Annotated in this window: 12 protein-coding genes and 1 pseudogene; 8 read left to right on the top strand and 5 right to left on the bottom strand. The window is 53.5% G+C overall.

The window, feature by feature from the left end:
* Window positions 1-713: 713 nt before the first annotated feature.
* Window positions 714-3,073, bottom strand: a pseudogene (locus HA51_RS17015) (membrane-bound PQQ-dependent dehydrogenase, glucose/quinate/shikimate family).
* A gap of 368 nt (window positions 3,074-3,441) precedes the next feature.
* On the opposite strand from HA51_RS17015, the gene HA51_RS17010 reads away from it, so the two are divergent.
* Together HA51_RS17010 and HA51_RS17005 are read left to right on the top strand one after the other, a co-directional pair.
* Window positions 3,442-4,371, top strand: coding sequence for an aliphatic sulfonate ABC transporter substrate-binding protein (locus HA51_RS17010; protein ID WP_084935794.1), 930 nt, complete (start codon window positions 3,442-3,444; stop codon window positions 4,369-4,371).
* Window positions 4,368-5,687: an NtaA/DmoA family FMN-dependent monooxygenase gene (locus HA51_RS17005; protein WP_084935793.1), complete on the top strand. Its 1,320-nt coding sequence runs from the start codon at window positions 4,368-4,370 to the stop codon at window positions 5,685-5,687. The genes HA51_RS17010 and HA51_RS17005 overlap by 4 nt, the downstream gene beginning before the upstream one ends.
* A gap of 63 nt (window positions 5,688-5,750) precedes the next feature.
* On the opposite strand, the gene HA51_RS17000 is transcribed toward HA51_RS17005, so the two are convergent.
* Window positions 5,751-7,043 carry a Fic family protein gene (locus HA51_RS17000; protein ID WP_084935792.1) on the bottom strand — a complete coding sequence of 431 codons (1,293 nt, stop codon included), beginning with the start codon at window positions 7,041-7,043 and terminating at the stop codon, window positions 5,751-5,753.
* A 372-nt stretch (window positions 7,044-7,415) separates the two neighbouring features.
* On the opposite strand from HA51_RS17000, the gene HA51_RS16995 reads away from it, so the two are divergent.
* The 3 genes from HA51_RS16995 to HA51_RS16985 all read left to right on the top strand — a co-directional run bounded on the left by HA51_RS16995 (window position 7,416) and on the right by HA51_RS16985 (window position 11,294).
* Entirely contained in the window at window positions 7,416-8,555 is a 1,140-nt protein-coding gene (locus HA51_RS16995) for a metallo-dependent hydrolase (protein WP_084935791.1), read from the top strand.
* Window positions 8,556-8,565: 10 nt separating this feature from the next.
* Complete coding sequence (locus HA51_RS16990; RefSeq protein WP_084935790.1) at window positions 8,566-9,801, top strand: MFS transporter; 1,236 nt, start codon at window positions 8,566-8,568, stop codon at window positions 9,799-9,801.
* Window positions 9,802-9,974: 173 nt separating this feature from the next.
* The gene (locus tag HA51_RS16985) at window positions 9,975-11,294 is read left to right on the top strand and encodes an MFS transporter (protein WP_084935789.1); all 1,320 of its coding nucleotides are present in this window, start codon (window positions 9,975-9,977) and stop codon (window positions 11,292-11,294) included.
* A 3-nt stretch (window positions 11,295-11,297) separates the two neighbouring features.
* Here the strand turns inward: HA51_RS16985 and HA51_RS16980 are convergent, their stop codons facing one another.
* Complete coding sequence (locus tag HA51_RS16980) at window positions 11,298-11,930, bottom strand: DapH/DapD/GlmU-related protein (protein ID WP_084935788.1); 633 nt, start codon at window positions 11,928-11,930, stop codon at window positions 11,298-11,300.
* 133 nt (window positions 11,931-12,063) lie between these two features.
* Here HA51_RS16980 and HA51_RS16975 point away from each other — a divergent pair, with 133 nt between their 5' ends.
* Window positions 12,064-12,966, top strand: coding sequence for a ParB/Srx family N-terminal domain-containing protein (locus HA51_RS16975; protein WP_084935787.1), 903 nt, complete (start codon window positions 12,064-12,066; stop codon window positions 12,964-12,966).
* 61 nt (window positions 12,967-13,027) lie between these two features.
* Here the strand turns inward: HA51_RS16975 and HA51_RS16970 are convergent, their stop codons facing one another.
* Entirely contained in the window at window positions 13,028-14,122 is a 1,095-nt protein-coding gene (locus HA51_RS16970) for an oxidoreductase (protein ID WP_084935786.1), read from the bottom strand.
* A 103-nt stretch (window positions 14,123-14,225) separates the two neighbouring features.
* Between HA51_RS16970 and HA51_RS16965 the strand changes: the two genes are divergently transcribed.
* Together HA51_RS16965 and HA51_RS16960 are read left to right on the top strand one after the other, a co-directional pair.
* Window positions 14,226-15,107, top strand: coding sequence for a LysR family transcriptional regulator (locus tag HA51_RS16965; protein WP_084935785.1), 882 nt, complete (start codon window positions 14,226-14,228; stop codon window positions 15,105-15,107).
* Window positions 15,108-15,178: 71 nt separating this feature from the next.
* A complete protein-coding gene (locus HA51_RS16960; RefSeq protein ID WP_084935784.1) occupies window positions 15,179-15,724 on the top strand; it encodes an NUDIX domain-containing protein in 546 nt (181 codons plus the stop codon).
* Between the two features lie 170 nt (window positions 15,725-15,894).
* On the opposite strand, the gene HA51_RS16955 is transcribed toward HA51_RS16960, so the two are convergent.
* Window positions 15,895-18,288, bottom strand: a complete 2,394-nt coding sequence (locus HA51_RS16955) for a glycoside hydrolase family 31 protein (protein ID WP_084935783.1) — start codon at window positions 18,286-18,288, stop codon at window positions 15,895-15,897.
* Window positions 18,289-18,292: the final 4 nt, after the last annotated feature.

The following is an 18,292-nucleotide window of genomic DNA, read 5'->3' as shown; positions in this document are numbered from 1 at the left end:
CTCAGGGGCTGATGTTCAGGTGATAACGCAGTCTGGTGCCGCTCTGGGGCTGGTGTTCAGGTGATAACGCAGTCTAGTGCCGCTCTGGGGCTGGCTGTCCTCGCGCCGCTGACGCGGTACCTTCACTTCACTCGTCCGCCTGACGGACCGGTGCAGACGGGACTTTCCCTGTCCCGGCTGCACCTTTCGCCAGCATCCATGCTGGCTCTCCTGGCCTCCTCATTCCGTTCAGCGCTGCGAAATGCCATCCCCAGAGCGGCACCAGCCTGCTTACTAACATCTGTTTACGCTGTTGGAGAGGGCACGATGGTGAAGAGTTTAGCGCTTTTACTGCTACAAAGCGCACTGTGTCTGAGGCCACATCGCCCTTGCTTCTGCAAAGGGCAGAATGTCTGAGGCCACAGCGCCTCTGCTGCTGCCACGGGCTATTCGCAGCGCTGAGGCGGAGACGTTGTGCCAGGAGCCTGTCGCAGGGATGCGACAGGCAGTTCGGGTTGGCCTGGATGGCCTTACCCGAACGGTCGTCCGGCACGACGTTGCCGCCGAAGGCACCGCGCAGCGGCGCGAGGACGGCCCGTGGTGGCAGCAGAGGTGCTGCGGCCCGCACTCATACGAGCATGAAAAAAGGCTGCCATTCTCAAAAATGGCAGCCTCTCAATGATGGTCTTAACTATCAGGCACTAAGCACTCACTGCGCCCTAATCACAACGTGATTATTTCAAACGGAATGCAACTACGCTGTCACCGGCTTGGGTGCCAAGCGAACCGTGTCCACCTGCGGCAATCACCACATACTGCTTACCATCTTTACCCATAAAGGTGGATGGTGTGGCTTGCGCGCCTGCGCTCAGTTCGGTCTGCCACAGCAGTTCACCAGTGGTGCTGTCATAGGCACGGAAGAAGTTATCTGCCGTCGCGCCATGGAACACCAGGTCACCCGCCGTTAACAATGGACCACCGTGCGCCACCATGCCCATCGGGAAGCCAATCGGGAAACGGCCCGGCAGGAAGCTGGTTTTCAAGTTTTAGTCACACCCACACGACGTAACCACTCGGTTTTGCCGGTTTTCAAATCGACGCCCACCATACGCCCCCACGGCGGTGCGATACACGGAATACCCAGGCCAGACGCCAGCTGCTGGATATGAATCGCGTAGTCCCCCTGGAAGTTTTCGTTCCAGTATGGCTGACCGTCTTTGGTGAACAGACGTTGAGTTTCGGTCTGCGGTGTACGCTTGATCAGATTGTATTTGTAAGCCAGACGCACTGGCGCGGCAATCAGCATCTGACGCTGTGGATCAACCGCCACTGAACCCCAGTTGAACACCCCAATGTTGCCTGGGAAGATCAGCGAACCGGCTTCGGTGGCTGGTGTCCACGGGTTGCCATCGTAGCGCAGTGAACGGAAGTCCATACGGCATGACATCTGGTCAAACGGCGTGATACCCCACATCGATTTTTCGGTCAGTGGATCGGGAATAAAGTTCAGGCTCGATACCGGCTGCGTGGCGGCGAATTTCTCACCTGGCACACCGCCTTCGGTCGACACTTTCACTTGATTAACCGGATACACTGGCTGACCCGTCAAACGATTCAGCACAAACAGGTTGCCGGTTTTGGTCGGTAGGATCACCACGGGCTGTTTCTGGCCTTGATAATCGATGTCCAACAATGACGGCTGTGATGGATTATCGCGATCCCACAGATCGTGGTTGGAACTCTGATAACGCCATTTGAACGTACCGGTTTGCAGATCCAGCGCCACTAACGCGTCGCGGAATTTCTCGGTGTTGCTGTTGGCATCACGTTCAATGCCCACTTCATCTGGAGAAGCATTACCGAAAGGTACATACACCAGGCCATTTTTCAGGTCAGCACTTAGCGTACCCCAAGCGACCGGCGTATCCTGCGGATAGTTCTGTCCTGCCGCGACGGGTGCCGTATTGGCTGGGTTCGCCGGGTCGAAGTTCCACACCAGACGTCCTGTTTCGGCGTCATAGGCACGAATCACACCCGATGGGTTTCCGCTGTTGAAGCCGTTGTCCATCACGGAACCACCGACAATCACCAACTTACCTGCTACCAATGGCGCTGCAGTTTGCATCAGCGCATGGGGACGCACTTCGCCCATATTAGCATGCAGATCCACGACGCCGTTGGTGCCGAAATCAGCACAAGGCTTGCCGGTATCCGCATCCAGCGCAATCAGCTGCGCGTCAGTTGTCGCATTGAAGATACGCTTACGGCAGATAGCCGGGGCTGCGGCAGAATCCTGCGCGGCAACCGGGCTTTGCTCGTAATAGCTCACGCCACGGCAAGTTTGGTGCTGCTGCAGATACGAACGATCTTTATTCGGCGTGTACTTCCATTTCACTGCGCCGGTTTCTGGATCCAGCGCGTGCACCTCGTTGTGTGGGGTACAGAAATAGAGCATGCCATTGGCTTTCACCGGCGTGGCTTCGAAGGTGTATTCGCTGGCATCCGCATCCTGACGCAAATCACCGGTGTGATAAGTCCAGGCGACTTCGAGGTTTTGCACGTTCTCTTTGGTGATTTGATTCAGTGAGGAGAAACGCTGACCGTCAGTGGTACCACCGTACGCCGTCCAGTCATTGGCGGCACCCTGCTCGCTGGTTTGCTCGCGTGCGTTAGTGATGGTGCCTGCCTGCGGTAAGGGATCGTAGAAGCACAGACCGATCACCACCACAATCATCACGATCACCGTGCCACCCAGGAAGGTGTGGAAACGGCGCTGGCCTTGATACAGCGGTTTAACCACCCACGGCATAGCCAGCCAAAGACCGATCACACCAAACAGGTCACCACGCGGGATCCACTGCCACTTATCAAAGCCCACTTCCCAGATAATCCAGGCAAGGGTAATCCACATCAGAACCGCATACAGCGCTAAGGCGCTACGCTGGTTTCTGAAGAGTAAAATCGCGGTGATCAGTAAACCTACCGCCATCAGTGCATAGAACGCGCTCCCACCCAGCATTAGCAATTTTCCGCCCATATAGAGCAGTGCTAAAGCCAGGATCGCGAGCACGATGCTGGTTAGTTTGTTAACCATGCTAATCCCTCAACGTTTTTCATCATTTATCACCCAAAATAAACACACATAGTTTCAACAAAATTTTAACGTATGTCAGCAAAAGGTAAAAACCCGTTGCTGAGTGTGTCGTTAGCTCCGCTTATGAATGTAGCTGGGCTAATTGCTGATGAATCCCGCCACGCTTAATGTGTGACTGAAATCACGTTTTAATTTTCGTCGCGAGAATTAATCATTAGTGAGGATAAATCGCATTTTTTGATAACGCGAATTGCTTGGTTTAACCGCAACAGCGGCTTTTGCCACCTGCGCATAACGTTCTGCATATTTGTTACTACGCCTGATGTAGCGGAAAACTTACGCTGTTTTCTTTTTCTCAGGGAAACAAGATGAAACTTAAGCTTATCGCCAGTGCAGTACTGGCTATCACTGTCACGGCCCATGCTGCCAGCACCGAACTGGTGGTTGGCGATCAGAAAGGCAATGCCCGTGCGGTGATGTCTGCAGCCGGCGAACTCAACAATCTGCCTTACGAATTAAAATGGTACGAGTTTCCCAACGCCGCGCCGCTGCTTGAATCACTTAACTCACAACATTTGGATGCCGGCTTAGTCGGTGATGGTCCGCTGGCTTTTGCCGTGGCGGCTGGGGCAAACATTCGCGCCATACAGGCCTCGCAATATCTGGGTAATGGACTGCTGGTGAAGCAGAACAGCACCATCCAAACCATTGCCGATCTCAAAGGCAAAAAAGTCGCAACGGTGAAAGGCTCATCTGGGCAGAATATGGTGCTCAACGCGCTGCATCAGGCGGGTTTATCTGATGACAGCGTAAGCTTTGTTTTCACCACGCCGGCTGAAGCCACACTGGCGCTGGATAACGGTGCTGTTGATGCAGTGGCAACCTGGGAACCGTATGTCTCCTTTGCGGTAGCCCAGTCAGGTGATCGCATTGCCATCGACGGTAAAGACGCCCCCGTTTCCAACTATCTGGTGGCTACCGACAGTGCAATCAGTGAAAAGCGTGCTGCATTGCTCGATTTCCGCCAGCGCCTGATTCGCGCTAGAGCCTGGGGCGTGGCACATCCGCAGGAATACGCCAAGGGTATCGCGTCACTGCTGCGCCTGCCAGACGCCGTGGCATTGAGTAAAGTGCAGCGTGAAAACAATGCACCGGTTGAAGATTACGCGCTGGTGGCACAGCGCCAGCAGGCGGCCATTGATACCTTTGCACGCAGTGGCCTTATTAAGCCGGGCCTGCAAGCGAGCACGTTAGTGGATGCCTCCTTCTTTGGGCAGCAGGGAGCCGCGAAGCCATGATGAACCTGGCGCTTTACCTCGACTCCGGCATTCATCAGGGTGGCTGGCGTCATCCGCAGGCCGCCACGACCGGCGGCCGTAACTGGCCGCTGTACCGTAAAATTGCTCAGCGTGCTGAAGCGGCTAAGCTGGATATGATCTTTGTTGCAGACAAGTTGGCGATTGATGATGTGTATGGCGGGCACTTAGCGCACACCGTGCAACATCGTCAGGTTGGTTGGTCAGAACCGCTGACCTTACTGGCAGCGTTAGCCGCGGTCACCGATCATATTGGTTTGGGTGGTACCGTTTCCTCCTCGTACTCCGAGCCTTACACCACCGCGCGACAGTTGGCGAATATCGATCACATCAGTGGCGGGCGTGCCGCATGGAACGTGGTGACCTCACTAACCCATGCCGAAGCGCGCAACTTTGGCCGTAGTCAGCATTTTAGCCATGAAGACCGCTACCGCCGTGCGGCGGAATTCATTGAGGTGATGAAATCGCTTTGGGATAGCTTCGAAGAAGATGCGTTGGTGGTGGAGAAAAGCAGCGCACGCTTTGCCGATCCGGCGCGTTTTCATCGCTTTGACCATCAGGGCGAATCGTTCGAGGTGCAGGGGCCTTTAAACCTGCCCCGTCCGCAGCAAGGGCATCCGGTGGTGATTCAGGCCGGTGTTTCAGAGGCTTTTATCGACTTGGCCGCCCAGCACGCGGAGATGCTTTTTGTGGTGCAACCGAACCGAGAACGGGCGCAGCAATTTTATCAAACCATCAAGGAACGTGCGCAACACTACCATCGCCAACCCGATCAGTTACGTATTATGCCGGGATTGGTGCCCATCGTTGGCCAGAGTGAAAAGGATGCCATCGATCGCGCTGAATATCTCAAGTCATTGATCACCGTGGAATCCGGCCTTAGTTTTGTCTCTGCCAGCATGAACATCGACCTGTCACAGTATCCGGTAGATGGACCCGTGCCCGATTTGCGCGAGCAGATCACCGGCAGCAAAGGCCGTTTTCAATATGTTATTGCCAGCGCGATCGAGCAAAATCTGACGTTAGCCGAGATGGCGAAACGCTATGCGGAGAGTCTGTCGTTCCCTTCACCCACTGGCACGGCGGATCATATCGCGCAACAGATGATCGATTGGTATCAACATCAAGCCTGTGATGGGTTTGTGATCCTCCCCACTTATATTGATGAAAATGAAGATCTGTTCCTCAGCCAGGTGGTACCGCGTTTGCAGGATGCAGGGGTGTTTCATCAGGATTATGCTGCGGGAACACTGCGTGACCGTTTAGGTCTTGCTAAGCCGGCTAATCGCTTTCATTGATGAATTCGCTGATGATCGCAAGCAATCGCAAAAGTTATACTTTTTGCGATTGCTTGCGATATCTCAACGTTTTTTCAGCCACTCTTTGAGTTTCCATAAGGAGACCGGCGCTTGATACACCGTGCCCTTACCCTCTTTGATCGGTCTCAATAAGCCTTGATCAGCCAAATTTTTTAACCGACTGCGAGCGGTATTATCGGCAACACCGAGTCTTGATTTCACCCCTGCAGCGCTCAACAGCGAACCCGGCGCATGCAGCGCAATCGCCATGATATCCAACTCACCTTTAGCCAACGACATATTCTCTTCTACCCAATGGACCAGGCGCGCCCGTTCCTGATGCAGCGTAGTAATTTGCTCTGTGAAAGCGTGCACGGCGCGCATGACGACCTCACATTGGTATTGAACAAAATAGGTCAGATCGAGCTCATCCGTTTCGCTATAGAGGTATGACATACCGTATTTAACGGCGGCTGCCTTGAGGAGTTTACTGATCGATATATAGCGGAAAGCATGATAGCCACGACGAATCAGATGATGATAGAACAAGCCTCGCGCCGTGCGTCCATTGCCATCATTAAACGGATGGATATAACCAATGGCAAAATGTAAAACACAAGCCACCAGCAACGGGTGTGTACCCTGCTGTTCAAGAAACTCAACTTCAGCGCATAACGCATCCAGCATGCCATTCAATGCGGCATAATCGGGCGGTTGATGAATGATTTCGCCATCTCGCCCGGCGACAAATACGTCATTGTTGCTGCGCACTTCCCCGGGCCGATATTTTTCGTCATTGATGCCGGAACAGGCGATGTGATGCATATGCAGGATATCGGCACGGGTCAGTGGTCCCTCGCCCATAGCGGCAATATGCTGCATTAGCCGCCAATTCCCCATGATCATGCTCTCATCTTCGTTACGGGGTTCCCGGCCCACCGTCAGCAGTTCCATCGCCACGCGTGACGTGGTGGCAGCGCCTTCAAGCTGACTGGATGAAATCGCCTCTTCCATAATCAATTGGGACATCAGGTAGGAAGCCGCGTCTTCATCCGTGGGCTCACCATTACGCGCAAAGGTCATGCGATCAACAAGCGAAATCGCTGCGTTAACCTTGGCGGTGAAGTTAAAGCTCACTTCTTGTGACGCGATGACAAAATGATGCGCCGTGCTGCGCCGTTTAAATTTTAATGCACTCCACACGACCAACTGTTCGTCAGAATCCTTGATTCGACGACTGAGCTCGTCGAAATGCAGATAGCGCATATCCCACTCAGCATAGCGGCTCAGCAGTTCAACTGTTTCAGCGTTGGTCTGGGTATCAACCAGTTGTTTGGGTGGACGGCGTAATCTCATCTCAAGCAACCTCAAAAATAATAAATTTTGAGTTTACTTGAGATGTCCAGAGGTGGCAAATGTAAAAATTAAAAATATAAGATACTGATATTTATGATTAATTAACTTCGCTCCAGACTGATAATATTGACCTGGAAGTCATCAATTAAAGAAGTGTCAGTACGTTTTTTTTCGTGTCTGAATAGCGTATTCCAGCAGCGATCACAGAATCAGGATAAGTGTGAAGTAGATAAAATTGGTTTGTCTTTTTTGCCATAAAACGGTGTGGCTTTAATGAAAATTCCATGCAGATGACCGAGGCGCAACACAACTTTTATCGTCAGACTTGAATGTCAGGAAAAGTAAACTCCCCCTATAAGAGGTTGCCCTGCGATGTCTGAAAGTCACATCTTAATTAGAAATGCTGACGTTATTGATCCCGCCAGGAATATCCAGGAGCGCCAGGATATTCACATCCTCAATGACCTGATTGCCTCCCCCGATACGCCCGTTAGCGCCCATACCGAGATCATTGATGCTAAGGATTGCTACCTTTTTCCTGGCCTGATTGATTATCACGCACATGTCTTTTATGGCGGAACGCACAGTAGCGTACCGCCTGATCTCGCCTCGTTACCATTTGGCGTGACAACCATAGTTGATGCTGGATCTGCAGGCTCCGCTAATGTTGAAAGCTTTTTACGTGACCAGATTCCGCGCAGCCTGGTGCGCATCAAGGCGTTTGTGACGGCGTATCCTGGTGGACAACTTTGGCAAGAGGAAAACCACAACCCTGATTACTTTGATTTTCCCCGCCTGCAGCAGTTATTCCGCCTTTATCCCGATACTCTGCTGGGCCTGAAGCTGAAACAGGAGCGCGCTGTAGTGGGCGAACTGGGTTCCCGGCCCTTTCTTCGTGCGGTAGAGATGGCCGAGCAACTTAACTGTCGTGTGGCCGTTCACATGACCGATCCGATTCAAACCACTGAACAACTGCTGGAAATATTCCGCAGCGGAGACGTGTTCGCGCATTGTTTCCACGGTAAGGGTGACTCTCTGCTCGACGAGAATGGGCACGTCAAATCGGCGGCTCGACAAGCCCGTGCACGAGGAGTGATCTTCGATTGCGCACACGGGCGCAATAATTTCTCTCAGCGCGTCGCACAACTGGCAGTCAGCGATGATTTCTTACCCGACATCATTAGCAGCGACCTTTCCGCTTTGACGCTCAATCGTACACCGGTGTTTGGCCTACCCTGGGTGATGTCTAAATTTCTTGCCATGGGCATGTCACTGTTCGATGTGGTGGAGCGCTGTACCGCACGCCCGGCCGCGCTGCTTGGCATGTCTCAGCAAATAGGGACATTACAACCCGGCAGCTGTGCCGATGTTGCACTGTTCAGGCTCGAAAAGCGCAATGTCACCTTCACCGATGTCCATCAGCATACCCTTACGGGTAGCCAGTTGCTGGTGCCTCAACTCACCCTGAAAGCGGGCGTGCCATTGTGGCGCGCCAATTTCGGCCTTCACTGAGGTATTCCTTATGCGATCTCCCTGGCTTCGTATCGGCGGCACGTTGATGTTGGGTATGTTTATCTCCTACATCGATCGCACCAACCTTTCAGTCACATTAAAAGAAGTAGCAAGCGATCTTGGCTTTAGTGGCGCTGATTTTGCCACCACCTCTAGCCTGGTATTAACAGCGTTCTTGATTGGCTACATAGTGGCGAATATCTCTGGCGGTATTTTCACGACACGCTACGATCCAAAAACCATCGCCATTGGCATGATGGCACTTTGGTCAGTTGCCACCCTAGCGACAGGGTTTGCCAGCACCGTCGCCCTCTTGGTCGCCTGTCGCTTTGTCTTAGGTGTCGCCGAAGGGATTTACTGGCCGCAGCAGTCCCGCTTTGTTCGTCTATGGTTTACCCCTTCAGAACTGACGCGCGCCAACAGCCTGATTCACTACTATGGCCAGTTTCTGGCGCTGGGTCTGGGCTTCATCATTTTGACGCCACTGCACGACCTTATGGGTTGGCGTAATCTGTTCTTCCTGTGTGGCGGCATTGGACTGCTGATCATGGTGCCGTTGTACGCACGTGTACTGCTGAATACCCGCGATGCACCAATTCAACAGGAAAAGGTGGCCCCGCGTCAGGCGCGTCTGACACGCGAAGATTTTGGCGGACTCTCCTTTGTACTGCTGATCGTCACTTACCTCACTCAGGGAATGCTGTTTTGGGGCATTACCTTGTGGATTCCGATGGCGGTCAGCTCGCTGGGCTTCAGTGGATGGAATGCGGCATTAGCCAGTGCATTGCCTTATCTGCTCGCCGTGGTGTTGGCAATCCCGATGTCATGGCTCAGCGATAAAACCGGTAAGCGCATCCTCATCGCCTCGCTTGGATTGCTGATACCCGGCGCGATGTTACTGGTGCTGCCGCTAGTGCAGAGTGGCGTGATGAAAATGACGTTGATTACCCTCGCAATGGGCTATTACGCCAGCAGTTTCACGCCCAACATTTGGTCGATTATTCAATCTAGCGTGCGTCCTCACGCCGTGGGGGCTGCCGCAGGGATTGTCAACGGCTTGGGCGCAGGCGGTGGCGGCACCCTGGCAGGCTTTATGGTTGCGATCTTATATGCCCGCACGGGGAGCTACACATCCGGATTTGCCCTGCTCGGCGCACTGGTGATTATTGGCGGCGTATCGCTAGTGACCTTTGGCTGGTGGCGCAGCCGTCATCCTGTCAATCACGCTCAGACCGCCGCACTATAAAAGAACGCTTATGTGATCATTCTGGTGCAGAGAGTTTTACTTTGGGCGGCCTGCTGGTCGCCCTCGCTACAATTCTACCTTCCCTTGCATACACTCACTAATTGTTAGCAGCCTTACTATCTTGGCATCAGCTTTGCTTAATGATTCCTGTGTTAATTATTAGGAGTCGCGCTATGCAAGCATCCTCTTCTCGCTACACCATTTTCTCTCTACTGTTTTTGATCGCGCTGATTAACTACATTGATCGCGGCGCACTCTCTTTTGCTGCTAACGCCATCTCCCAAGAGTTTCAGTTCAGCAAAGTGCAACTGGGCGCGGTGCTGAGCTATTTCGGTTTCGGTTATCTATTTGGCTCGTTGTGCGGCGGTTTTCTTGCCGATCGGCTTGGCACCAAAAAGGTGTGGTTGATGGCGGGCATCCTGTGGTCATTGCTGGAAATAGCTACGGCTTGGGCCGGTGAAGTCGGCATGGCCATATTTGGTGGTTCAGCCATTATGGGGTTTGCCGCGTTACGTATCCTGTTTGGTTTTTCCGAAGGCCCGGCCTATGCGCTGATGAACAAAACCATTGCTCACTGGGCACCAGATAATGAACGCGGTTTTGCTCTGAGTATCGGTCTGCTCAGCACTCAGGTAGGTTCACTGCTTACTGCGCCGATAGCCGTGGGATTACTGCTATTAACCGACGATTGGCGCATGATGTTTATTCTGTTAGGCGTTTTCTCACTGCTGGCTATGCTGCTATTTGCGCGCAATTTTACCGATACGCCACTGTTACATCCGCGCACCAACGCCGCAGAACGTGAATTGATTATCAACGGACAAAAGCGCGAAAGCCCGCATGAAGGCGCGTTGCCATGGTGGCGCTTCTTCACCAGCCGCACGCTGGTGTGTAACGCTCTCGGCTACTTTAGCTTCCTCTACATCACTTTTACCTTGGTTACCTGGCTGCCAAAATATCTGCAGGATAACTTCCACTACGATCTGCACTCGTTGTGGTACGTGGCCATGATCCCCTGGAGCGGGGCCTGTATCACGGTGCTACTCGGCGGACGCATTGCCGATCGTTTATTGGCACGCTTCAACAATTTACGCCTGGCGAGAAATGTCTTTGCTTCCGTCACCTTGTGCGCCACCGCTTGCTGCTTTATGGCGATTCCCTGGGTGGGTTCAGCAGCAGGCATTATCGCGCTGATGACGCTGGGTAATGCCCTCAACGCGTTGGTGAATAACGTCTATTGGTCAGTGGTGATAGATGTGACCCCCAAAGCCTCGGTGGGGGCTTACAGCGGCATGACGCTGGCGATTGCCAATCTCGCCTCGATCATTTCCCCCTTGCTGTGTGGCTGGTTGGCAGAGCATTACGGCTACAACGCGATGTTTACCGTCACCGCCTGCGTTGCTTTTGGCAGTATGCTGGCGATGACGTTATTACAACCTGAAAAACGCCTGCAGGCCGATGCACCAGCAGTGACAGCCCAGCAAGCGCTCTAGCTTTTACACCGCGTGCCGCTGGCAGAAGGCCGCGATATCCGGCGACTGGAAATCCGCCAAATTCGCCATTAGCTTCTCCAGCGGCCAGTTCCACCATGCAATCGCCTGCAACTGTGCGGCGATCTCAGGCGTAAAGCGGCCCCGGATGGCTTTTGCCGGGACACCACCCACAATAGTGTAAGGCGCGACATCTTTGGTTACTACCGCGCCCGCCGCCAGTACGGCACCGTCACCCACAGTCACGCCCGGCAGCACAATCACGGCGTGACCAATCCACACGTCGTTGCCGATGATCACGCGGTCTTCTCGACGGTTGGCAAAAAAAACCGCATCACGCTGGGCCTGAGGGTCATAATATTCCGGGCAATAGGTAAAACGGTGCTGCGACGCACGATCCATCGGGTGATTTGGCGCGCCAATACGCACCTGATTGGCAATCGCGGTAAAACGCCCAATCTGCGCATCTGCCACGCAGCAGTGTTCGCCAAGATACGAAAAATCGCCCAACTCGCTGTATTCAAGATAACTTTCGGCTAAGATTTCACATTGTTGACCAATGTGGGTTTCGCGCATACGCACGCTGGGATCGATAATTGAGTGTTGCAGTTTAGCCGGTTGAACAGCGGCGAGTGCCATAAGAAGCTCCGATGTGGTCAGATGTCTGGATAACAAGATGTATTCGGTCAACTGCGAAGCCACAACACTAAAGCGGGAAGATGACAGAAATGCTATCGTAGCGCCCTTGATGCTGGTGATTGAAGGAAAGGGAATGAAAACACCGTGGTCACTGTTGGCCCTGTTATGGTCAGCCGGACAGGCCTCTGCTGCGCTGCCCGCTGATGTCAAAGCAGGTGATATTGTGCAAGTGCTGCTGGCACAATTGCATCCCACGCAAGCGGCGATTGGTTATCGTCAGCTGGATTACAAGCTGCACCGCTACCAGGCGGATCCGAAAAAACTGTTCGATGACTTCTGCGAAAGCATGGGACAGAAAGGCGTGGATAAATTCAGCAGTAAATCACGCATCTCTGACCTCGACAGTTTTACCTGCAAAGCCCCAGTCGGCACCCATCCCGGCCCGATGAAAACGGCGGTGATCGCCCCCGATAATGCGCTCTACCTCACCGATGGCCATCATACCTTCAGCAACTTTGCCGACATTGGCGGTTTAAAAACGCGCGTACAGGTGCGCATCACCAACGACTTCCGTAACCTGGGCAACATGAACGCGTTCTGGCAACAGATGGAAGCCGCGCATCTGGTGTGGCTGGATACGCCAAAAGGCAAAATCACCCCAGATGCGCTGCCGAAAGAGCTGGGCCGCAAACATATGCAGGACGATGAGTATCGCTCGTTGGTTTACTTCGTGCGCGATATTGGTTTCGAGAAGGAAGAAACGCCACCGCCATTCCTCGAGTTCTATTGGGGACAATGGCTGGAGACCGAACTGCCGTTGAAATCCTTCGACTTGCACGACCGCAAGGGCTACGGCGCTGCCGTTACTGCCATTGCTGAGAAAATCACCGACGTGCCCAAAGATACCGTGATAGCGCAAAGCGATACCGGTCCGCTGACCGCTGAAAAGCTAGGCGCCATGAAGAAAGTCAACGAGAAGAAACTAGAGAAGCTGATCTCTGAAGATGGCAAATTGGGTTGGGCGTTTAAACAGTAATGGCAAGCACGGGCGTACATTACACCCGTGCTTATCACCCTCTTTTACCGCGGTTAAATAATTAAACCAACTCGCAATCCTTCACATCTGCTGAAGGAGCTAAGAGATTTTTATCGAATGCACGCAATGGTTCTGCATCACGAATGCGCATCGGCCAGTCAGGATTGGCCAGCGCGCTTTTGCCCAGCGCCACAAAATCCGCCCCCTGCTCCAGCGCCTGTGAGGCACGATGGCAGTCTGACAGCGAGCCATTCGCCACAATAGTCAGGCCTGGTGCCGCTTCGCGAGCAAGCTGCACCAACGAGCGTGCATTGTCAGTAAAGGCGGGGTGCAACGCGTCATATTCTGTAAGGTGCAGGTAATCAATACCCGAATCCGCTAACAGACGGAACACCTGCTTTGCGCCCGCTTCTCCTTCCTGCCACTTATGATGGAAATCATTCACTTTGCCCTGTGAAATGCGCACACCTAAGGTGACATCCTGGCCAATGCGCTGGCGTACCGCTCGGATCACCGCCAGGGTCAGCGACAAGCGTGCTGCGATATCGCCACCCCAGCGATCGTGGCGCTGATTGGTGTAATCCGTGAAGAATTGGTCAAGCAGATAGCCATTAGCACCATGAATTTCAATGCCATCAAATCCGGCTACACCAATCGCGCGCGCGGCAGTCTCGGCAAAACTGTCAATTGCCTGCTGAATCTGCTCCTCGCTCATTTCTGACGGCAACGCATAGTCGCCATGACCATGGTAAAAGCCCAGCTTTTCTCCGCGCGGTTGCACCACTGAAGGTGCCAAAGTATCGTTTCGGTAGATATTGCCTTGGGAAATCGCGCCTGCATGCATCAGTTGTGCGATGATTTTGCCGCCATGCTGATGCACATCATCAGTGATGGCACGCCAACCCGCGACCTGTCGGCTATTCACTAAACCGGCTTGGAACGCGTAGGTCTGCGACCAGGCTTCATCGATATACAGCCCTTCCGTAATGATGGTGCCAAACCCGCCGCGAGCGAAACGCGCGTAATAGTGCTTCATGCGATCACCCGGTACGCCATCCACCGTGGCAGAGATGCGTGTCATGGGCGCGACCATGATGCGGTTCTTCAATGCGAGGCGATTTAACGTGCCGCTCTGAAATAAGTGTTTATCGGCCATTTTGCTTTGTTCTTCCTGATTATCGTCAGAGCGCAGTATAGTGTGTCGCATTAACCGCAAAAATGGCCGAAGATGATACGTCTGTATAACGGAAATCGTTAAAATGAACTCCAAAGATATTGAGGTTTTCCTGATGGTGTCGCAAACCCGCAGCCTCACGCAGGCGGCACGGCGGCTCAACACCACGCCCATGACCGTGTCGCGCAGGCTGGCATCGTTGGAGGAGGATCTCGGCGTACGTCTGATGCATCGCACCACGCGCGCTATCGCCTTAACGGATGAAGGTGAAGAGTTTCTGCCCTACGCCAAATCACTGGCCGAAACCGAGCAGAGCGCGCGCAACCTCTTTTCTCCACATCAACAAGGTGCAACCGGTCAGTTGCGTATCACTGCACCTTCGGGTTTTGGACGGCGGACCATCATTCCGCTGCTACCTGCGTTGATGGAAGCGAACCCGGAGCTGCGCATTGAATTTCAATTGAGCGATGACGTCACCGATTTGGTGGGGTTGGGCTACGATATTGCGATCCGTATTGCTCCATTACGTGACTCTCGGCTGGTGGCACATCGCCTTGCCGATAACCCGCGCATGCTGTGCGCGTCACCCGATTATCTGCAACGCTTCGGCACACCTCAGACACTTAACGACCTGCACAAACATAACTGCCTGCGTCTTTCCGGCGTGGTGCAATGGAGTTTTCTGATCGACGGGCATATTTCCAGCCTGAGTGTAGAAGGCCGTTTTAGCGGCAGTAACGTAGAGGGGGTGCGCACACTTTGTGTGGCCGGCAGCGGCATTGCGCAGTTATCCGAGTGGGATATCAGGGAAGAACTGGCGGCAGGCACACTGGTCGCCATCGATTTAATCGATGCCCAACCACAGATGCTCGGCGTTTGGGCGCTGTTCCCCACCACGCGCCAATTACCCGCACGCGTGACGGTATTTCTTAACGCGCTGAAGCAAGCAATGGAGAAAAACAGATAAATACCCTGTTCTCGCGCCGCAGTTATAGGCTTAAATCATTGATTCAATGATTCACTTCATGGAGGCCCATCTTGAAACCTGAAATTCACACCCTCGCATCGACAGAAATCTATCGCAATCGCTGGATGACGCTTAAAGAAGATAAGATTCAACGGGCTGATGGCAGTGAAGGCATCTACTCAGTGATTGAAAAGAATGATTTTGTGGTGATTCTTCCGGTAGAGCAGGACAGTATTTTCGTGGTGGAGCAGTACCGTTATCCCATCAGTGAACGCACCATTGAGCTTCCCCAAGGCAGTTGGGAACTTGATCCTGGCGCCACACCAGAAGCACTGGCCGCTGGCGAGTTGCAAGAAGAGACCGGATTAATTGCCGATCGCTGGCAGTATGTTGGCTACCAAAAACTGGCGCAGGGATACTCCGCGCAGGGATACCACATCTACCTTGCCAGCGAGTTGCGTTATCAGGGACAAAACCTGGATGCGGAAGAAGTTGGGCTGACCGCGCGAAAAATGAAGATCAGCGAGTTTCTGCAGTTGGTGTTAGCAGGGAAAGTCACCGATGCCACCTCCGTGACCGCGTTTTTGCTGGCGCGGGCGAAAGGATTGATAGATTAATCCCGGTTAATTCCATGGCATGACGGGATTTCGGTCGCCATAAATGGCGCCCCTACCACGATGACGTGGGGTTTTCATTGGATAGAGATTGATGAGCATCCTGGATTGAGTTGTTCACGTCGTTTTGAAAGGTGCGCACTGATGCGCACCTTTATCTCGGATTCTGCTGCTTAGTGGCTCACCACGTCCTCCAGCACCCGTTGCGCACCTGTCGCACTGACAGCAACGCCATCAATATACAACTGGCGCTGTTCTGCCGTCGGCAAGACAATCTGCAGCGTTTTCCAGGCTGGCTGGTAATGGCCTTTGCGCTTGAAGTTCAGGTGAATCGCCTCGGCATCGCTGCGCATTTCCCAGCTTAACCACAAGGCGTTGCCCTGCTGATAACCCCAGGACTCACCGTCATCTTCAAATACCAGACCTTTGCTCTCGCCTTTACCCTGTAATGGATAAAGTTGCAGCGTGCGACGGTCATCTGCTTGCGCATCCACATGACGCAAACGCTGACTCAGCGGCAATGCAGCGCCGGCTCGCACCAACATCGGCTGGGTTTCCAGTGGTGCTGGCAAGGTGATCCACTGACCGCCGCTATACCACTGCTGCGTTGCGAAGTCATACCAGCCAGTTTGGTTATCTGGCAGCCACAAACGGCGTTCACGCTGACCTGCTTCCACTACGCTGGCCACCAGCAAATCGCGACCCAGCATAAACTCATCGCACTCAGCGAAGGTCTGTTTATCCTGCTCATGGTCGAGGAAGGTTGGACGCAGCATCGGCTCATCATCAGCATGCGCTTGCCACAACAAGGTATAGAGGTATGGCAGCAGGCGATAACGCAGTTCAATCGCAGCACGAATCGCAGGCGTGGCTGTCGGATACATCCAGGGTTCATTCACCGTGTGATCGTCATTCCACGAGTGAATGGTGAAACGCGGATGCATCACGCCGTTTTGCACCCAACGCACGAACAATTCTGCATCCGGCTTATCACCCGAGAAACCACCCACGTCATGACCCACGTTGTACAGTCCCGACAAACTCATCCCCAAGCCCATGCGGATGTTGTAACGCAGTGACGTCCAGTTAGTACGGTTATCACCACTCCAGGTTTGCACATAGCGTTGCATGCCGGCGCAGCCAGAACGCGAGATCAGGAAAGGACGCTTCTCTGGGGCAAAACGCTGCTGCGCTTCCATTGACGCACGCATCATCAGTAATGGCATCACCGGGCGAATATGTTTGATGGCAATGGGTGTGCCGAAACCGTGGCAGCGCGCTTCACCATCCCACACTTCATATTCGTTGTTGTCGTTCCAGGTCGAGTCAATGCCCTTCTCCAGCAGTTGTTTGGTGACATTTTCCTGCCACCAAGCCACCGCCTGCGGATGGGTAAAATCGAGATGTGAACCTTCATCGTCCCAGAACACCGAGCGCTCTGGCGCATCCTGTTCCGAATCGCGGATAAACAAACCTTGCGCTGCAACTTCTTCGTAGCGCGGATGGTCCTGCAATAAGCAAGGCTTGATGTTGGCTGCCAAGCGTAAACCGGCATCGTGAAACGCCTGGCTCATCACTTCCGGTTGCGGCACCTTGTCGTAGTTCCAGTTGAACACATAACGTTTGTTATTAATTGAGGTGTAACCCGATGACAGCTGGAAGGAGTCGCATTGAATGTCGTGCTGTTCGCACAAACGGATGAACTTCATCAGCTGATTCTGCGCGTCCGGTGCATCGGTGTAGTGCATGGTGGATCCGCTGTAACCCAGGCTCCATTTCGGGCCAAACAGCGTTTTACCGGTCAGACGCACAAAGGCTTTAGTGACATCCAGCACTTTGCTGCCAACAAACAGATAGTAATCAATATCGCCGCTTTCAGCCTGCCAGCGGCGATAAGGCTGATGGTAGTTATCTAACTCATTGCCGAGATCGAACCAGCTGCTGCTGAGGTTATCGTAGTAAAGGCCAAAGCTCACTTCGCTACGGCGCGTAATGGTGAACGGCACATGCTTATAGAGGGGATCGGTTGCCGCCGCGTTGTAACCCATCGCATCCAAATTACGCATCTCGTAGCGCTTGCCGTTACGCTGCAAGTCCCCGGATTTTTCACCCAAGCCGTAGTAGGCATCGTCATTCATGCGGCGCTGGTAGTGCGCCACGCCATCGCCGTGCGCATTGATCAGATAGGCGCTGGTTGGGCGGTCGCAGGTCAGCAATTGCCATGCACCGGCGCTATCTCGATATTGCCACTCCAGCGCCAACGGCTGGTGCACCAACACGCGCAGCAAATCGGTGGACACCACCAACGTATCGCCCTCTTCTTCCAGCGTGAATCCTGGCAGGGTAAAGCCTGCCAGACTGTCACGTGGACGCCCTTCCCACGGCACATCGCTCTCTGGCGCAATGCTCCAGGTGCGATCCAGTGCGAATCCGCTCTGACGTTTTATCGCGACGCGGAACATGCCGGCTTCTAGCACATACAGGTTCAGCGTGTATTTTCCATCCACGGTTAATGCTACATGGTGTTGATCAGAATGTGTGAGTGACCAATTCTTTAACGTTTTCATTGTT

It is taken from the genome of Pantoea rwandensis, assembly GCF_002095475.1.
GTDB classification, from domain to species: domain Bacteria; phylum Pseudomonadota; class Gammaproteobacteria; order Enterobacterales; family Enterobacteriaceae; genus Pantoea; species Pantoea rwandensis.
This window is presented reverse-complemented; position numbering and strand designations above follow the sequence as displayed.

What these genes read in the sequence shown, in the direction of transcription:
- HA51_RS16985 (WP_084935789.1), top strand. Translation starts at nt 9,975, where the DNA reads ATGCAAGCATCCTCTTCTCGCTACACCATTTTCTCTCTACTGTTTTTG.
- HA51_RS16980 (WP_084935788.1), bottom strand. Translation starts at nt 11,930, where the DNA reads ATGGCACTCGCCGCTGTTCAACCGGCTAAACTGCAACACTCAATTATC.
- HA51_RS17010 (WP_084935794.1), top strand. Translation starts at nt 3,442, where the DNA reads ATGAAACTTAAGCTTATCGCCAGTGCAGTACTGGCTATCACTGTCACG.
- HA51_RS16970 (WP_084935786.1), bottom strand. Translation starts at nt 14,122, where the DNA reads ATGGCCGATAAACACTTATTTCAGAGCGGCACGTTAAATCGCCTCGCA.
- HA51_RS16990 (WP_084935790.1), top strand. Translation starts at nt 8,566, where the DNA reads ATGCGATCTCCCTGGCTTCGTATCGGCGGCACGTTGATGTTGGGTATG.
- HA51_RS16965 (WP_084935785.1), top strand. Translation starts at nt 14,226, where the DNA reads ATGAACTCCAAAGATATTGAGGTTTTCCTGATGGTGTCGCAAACCCGC.
- HA51_RS16955 (WP_084935783.1), bottom strand. Translation starts at nt 18,288, where the DNA reads ATGAAAACGTTAAAGAATTGGTCACTCACACATTCTGATCAACACCAT.
- HA51_RS16975 (WP_084935787.1), top strand. Translation starts at nt 12,064, where the DNA reads ATGAAAACACCGTGGTCACTGTTGGCCCTGTTATGGTCAGCCGGACAG.
- HA51_RS17005 (WP_084935793.1), top strand. Translation starts at nt 4,368, where the DNA reads ATGATGAACCTGGCGCTTTACCTCGACTCCGGCATTCATCAGGGTGGC.
- HA51_RS17000 (WP_084935792.1), bottom strand. Translation starts at nt 7,043, where the DNA reads ATGAGATTACGCCGTCCACCCAAACAACTGGTTGATACCCAGACCAAC.
- HA51_RS16995 (WP_084935791.1), top strand. Translation starts at nt 7,416, where the DNA reads ATGTCTGAAAGTCACATCTTAATTAGAAATGCTGACGTTATTGATCCC.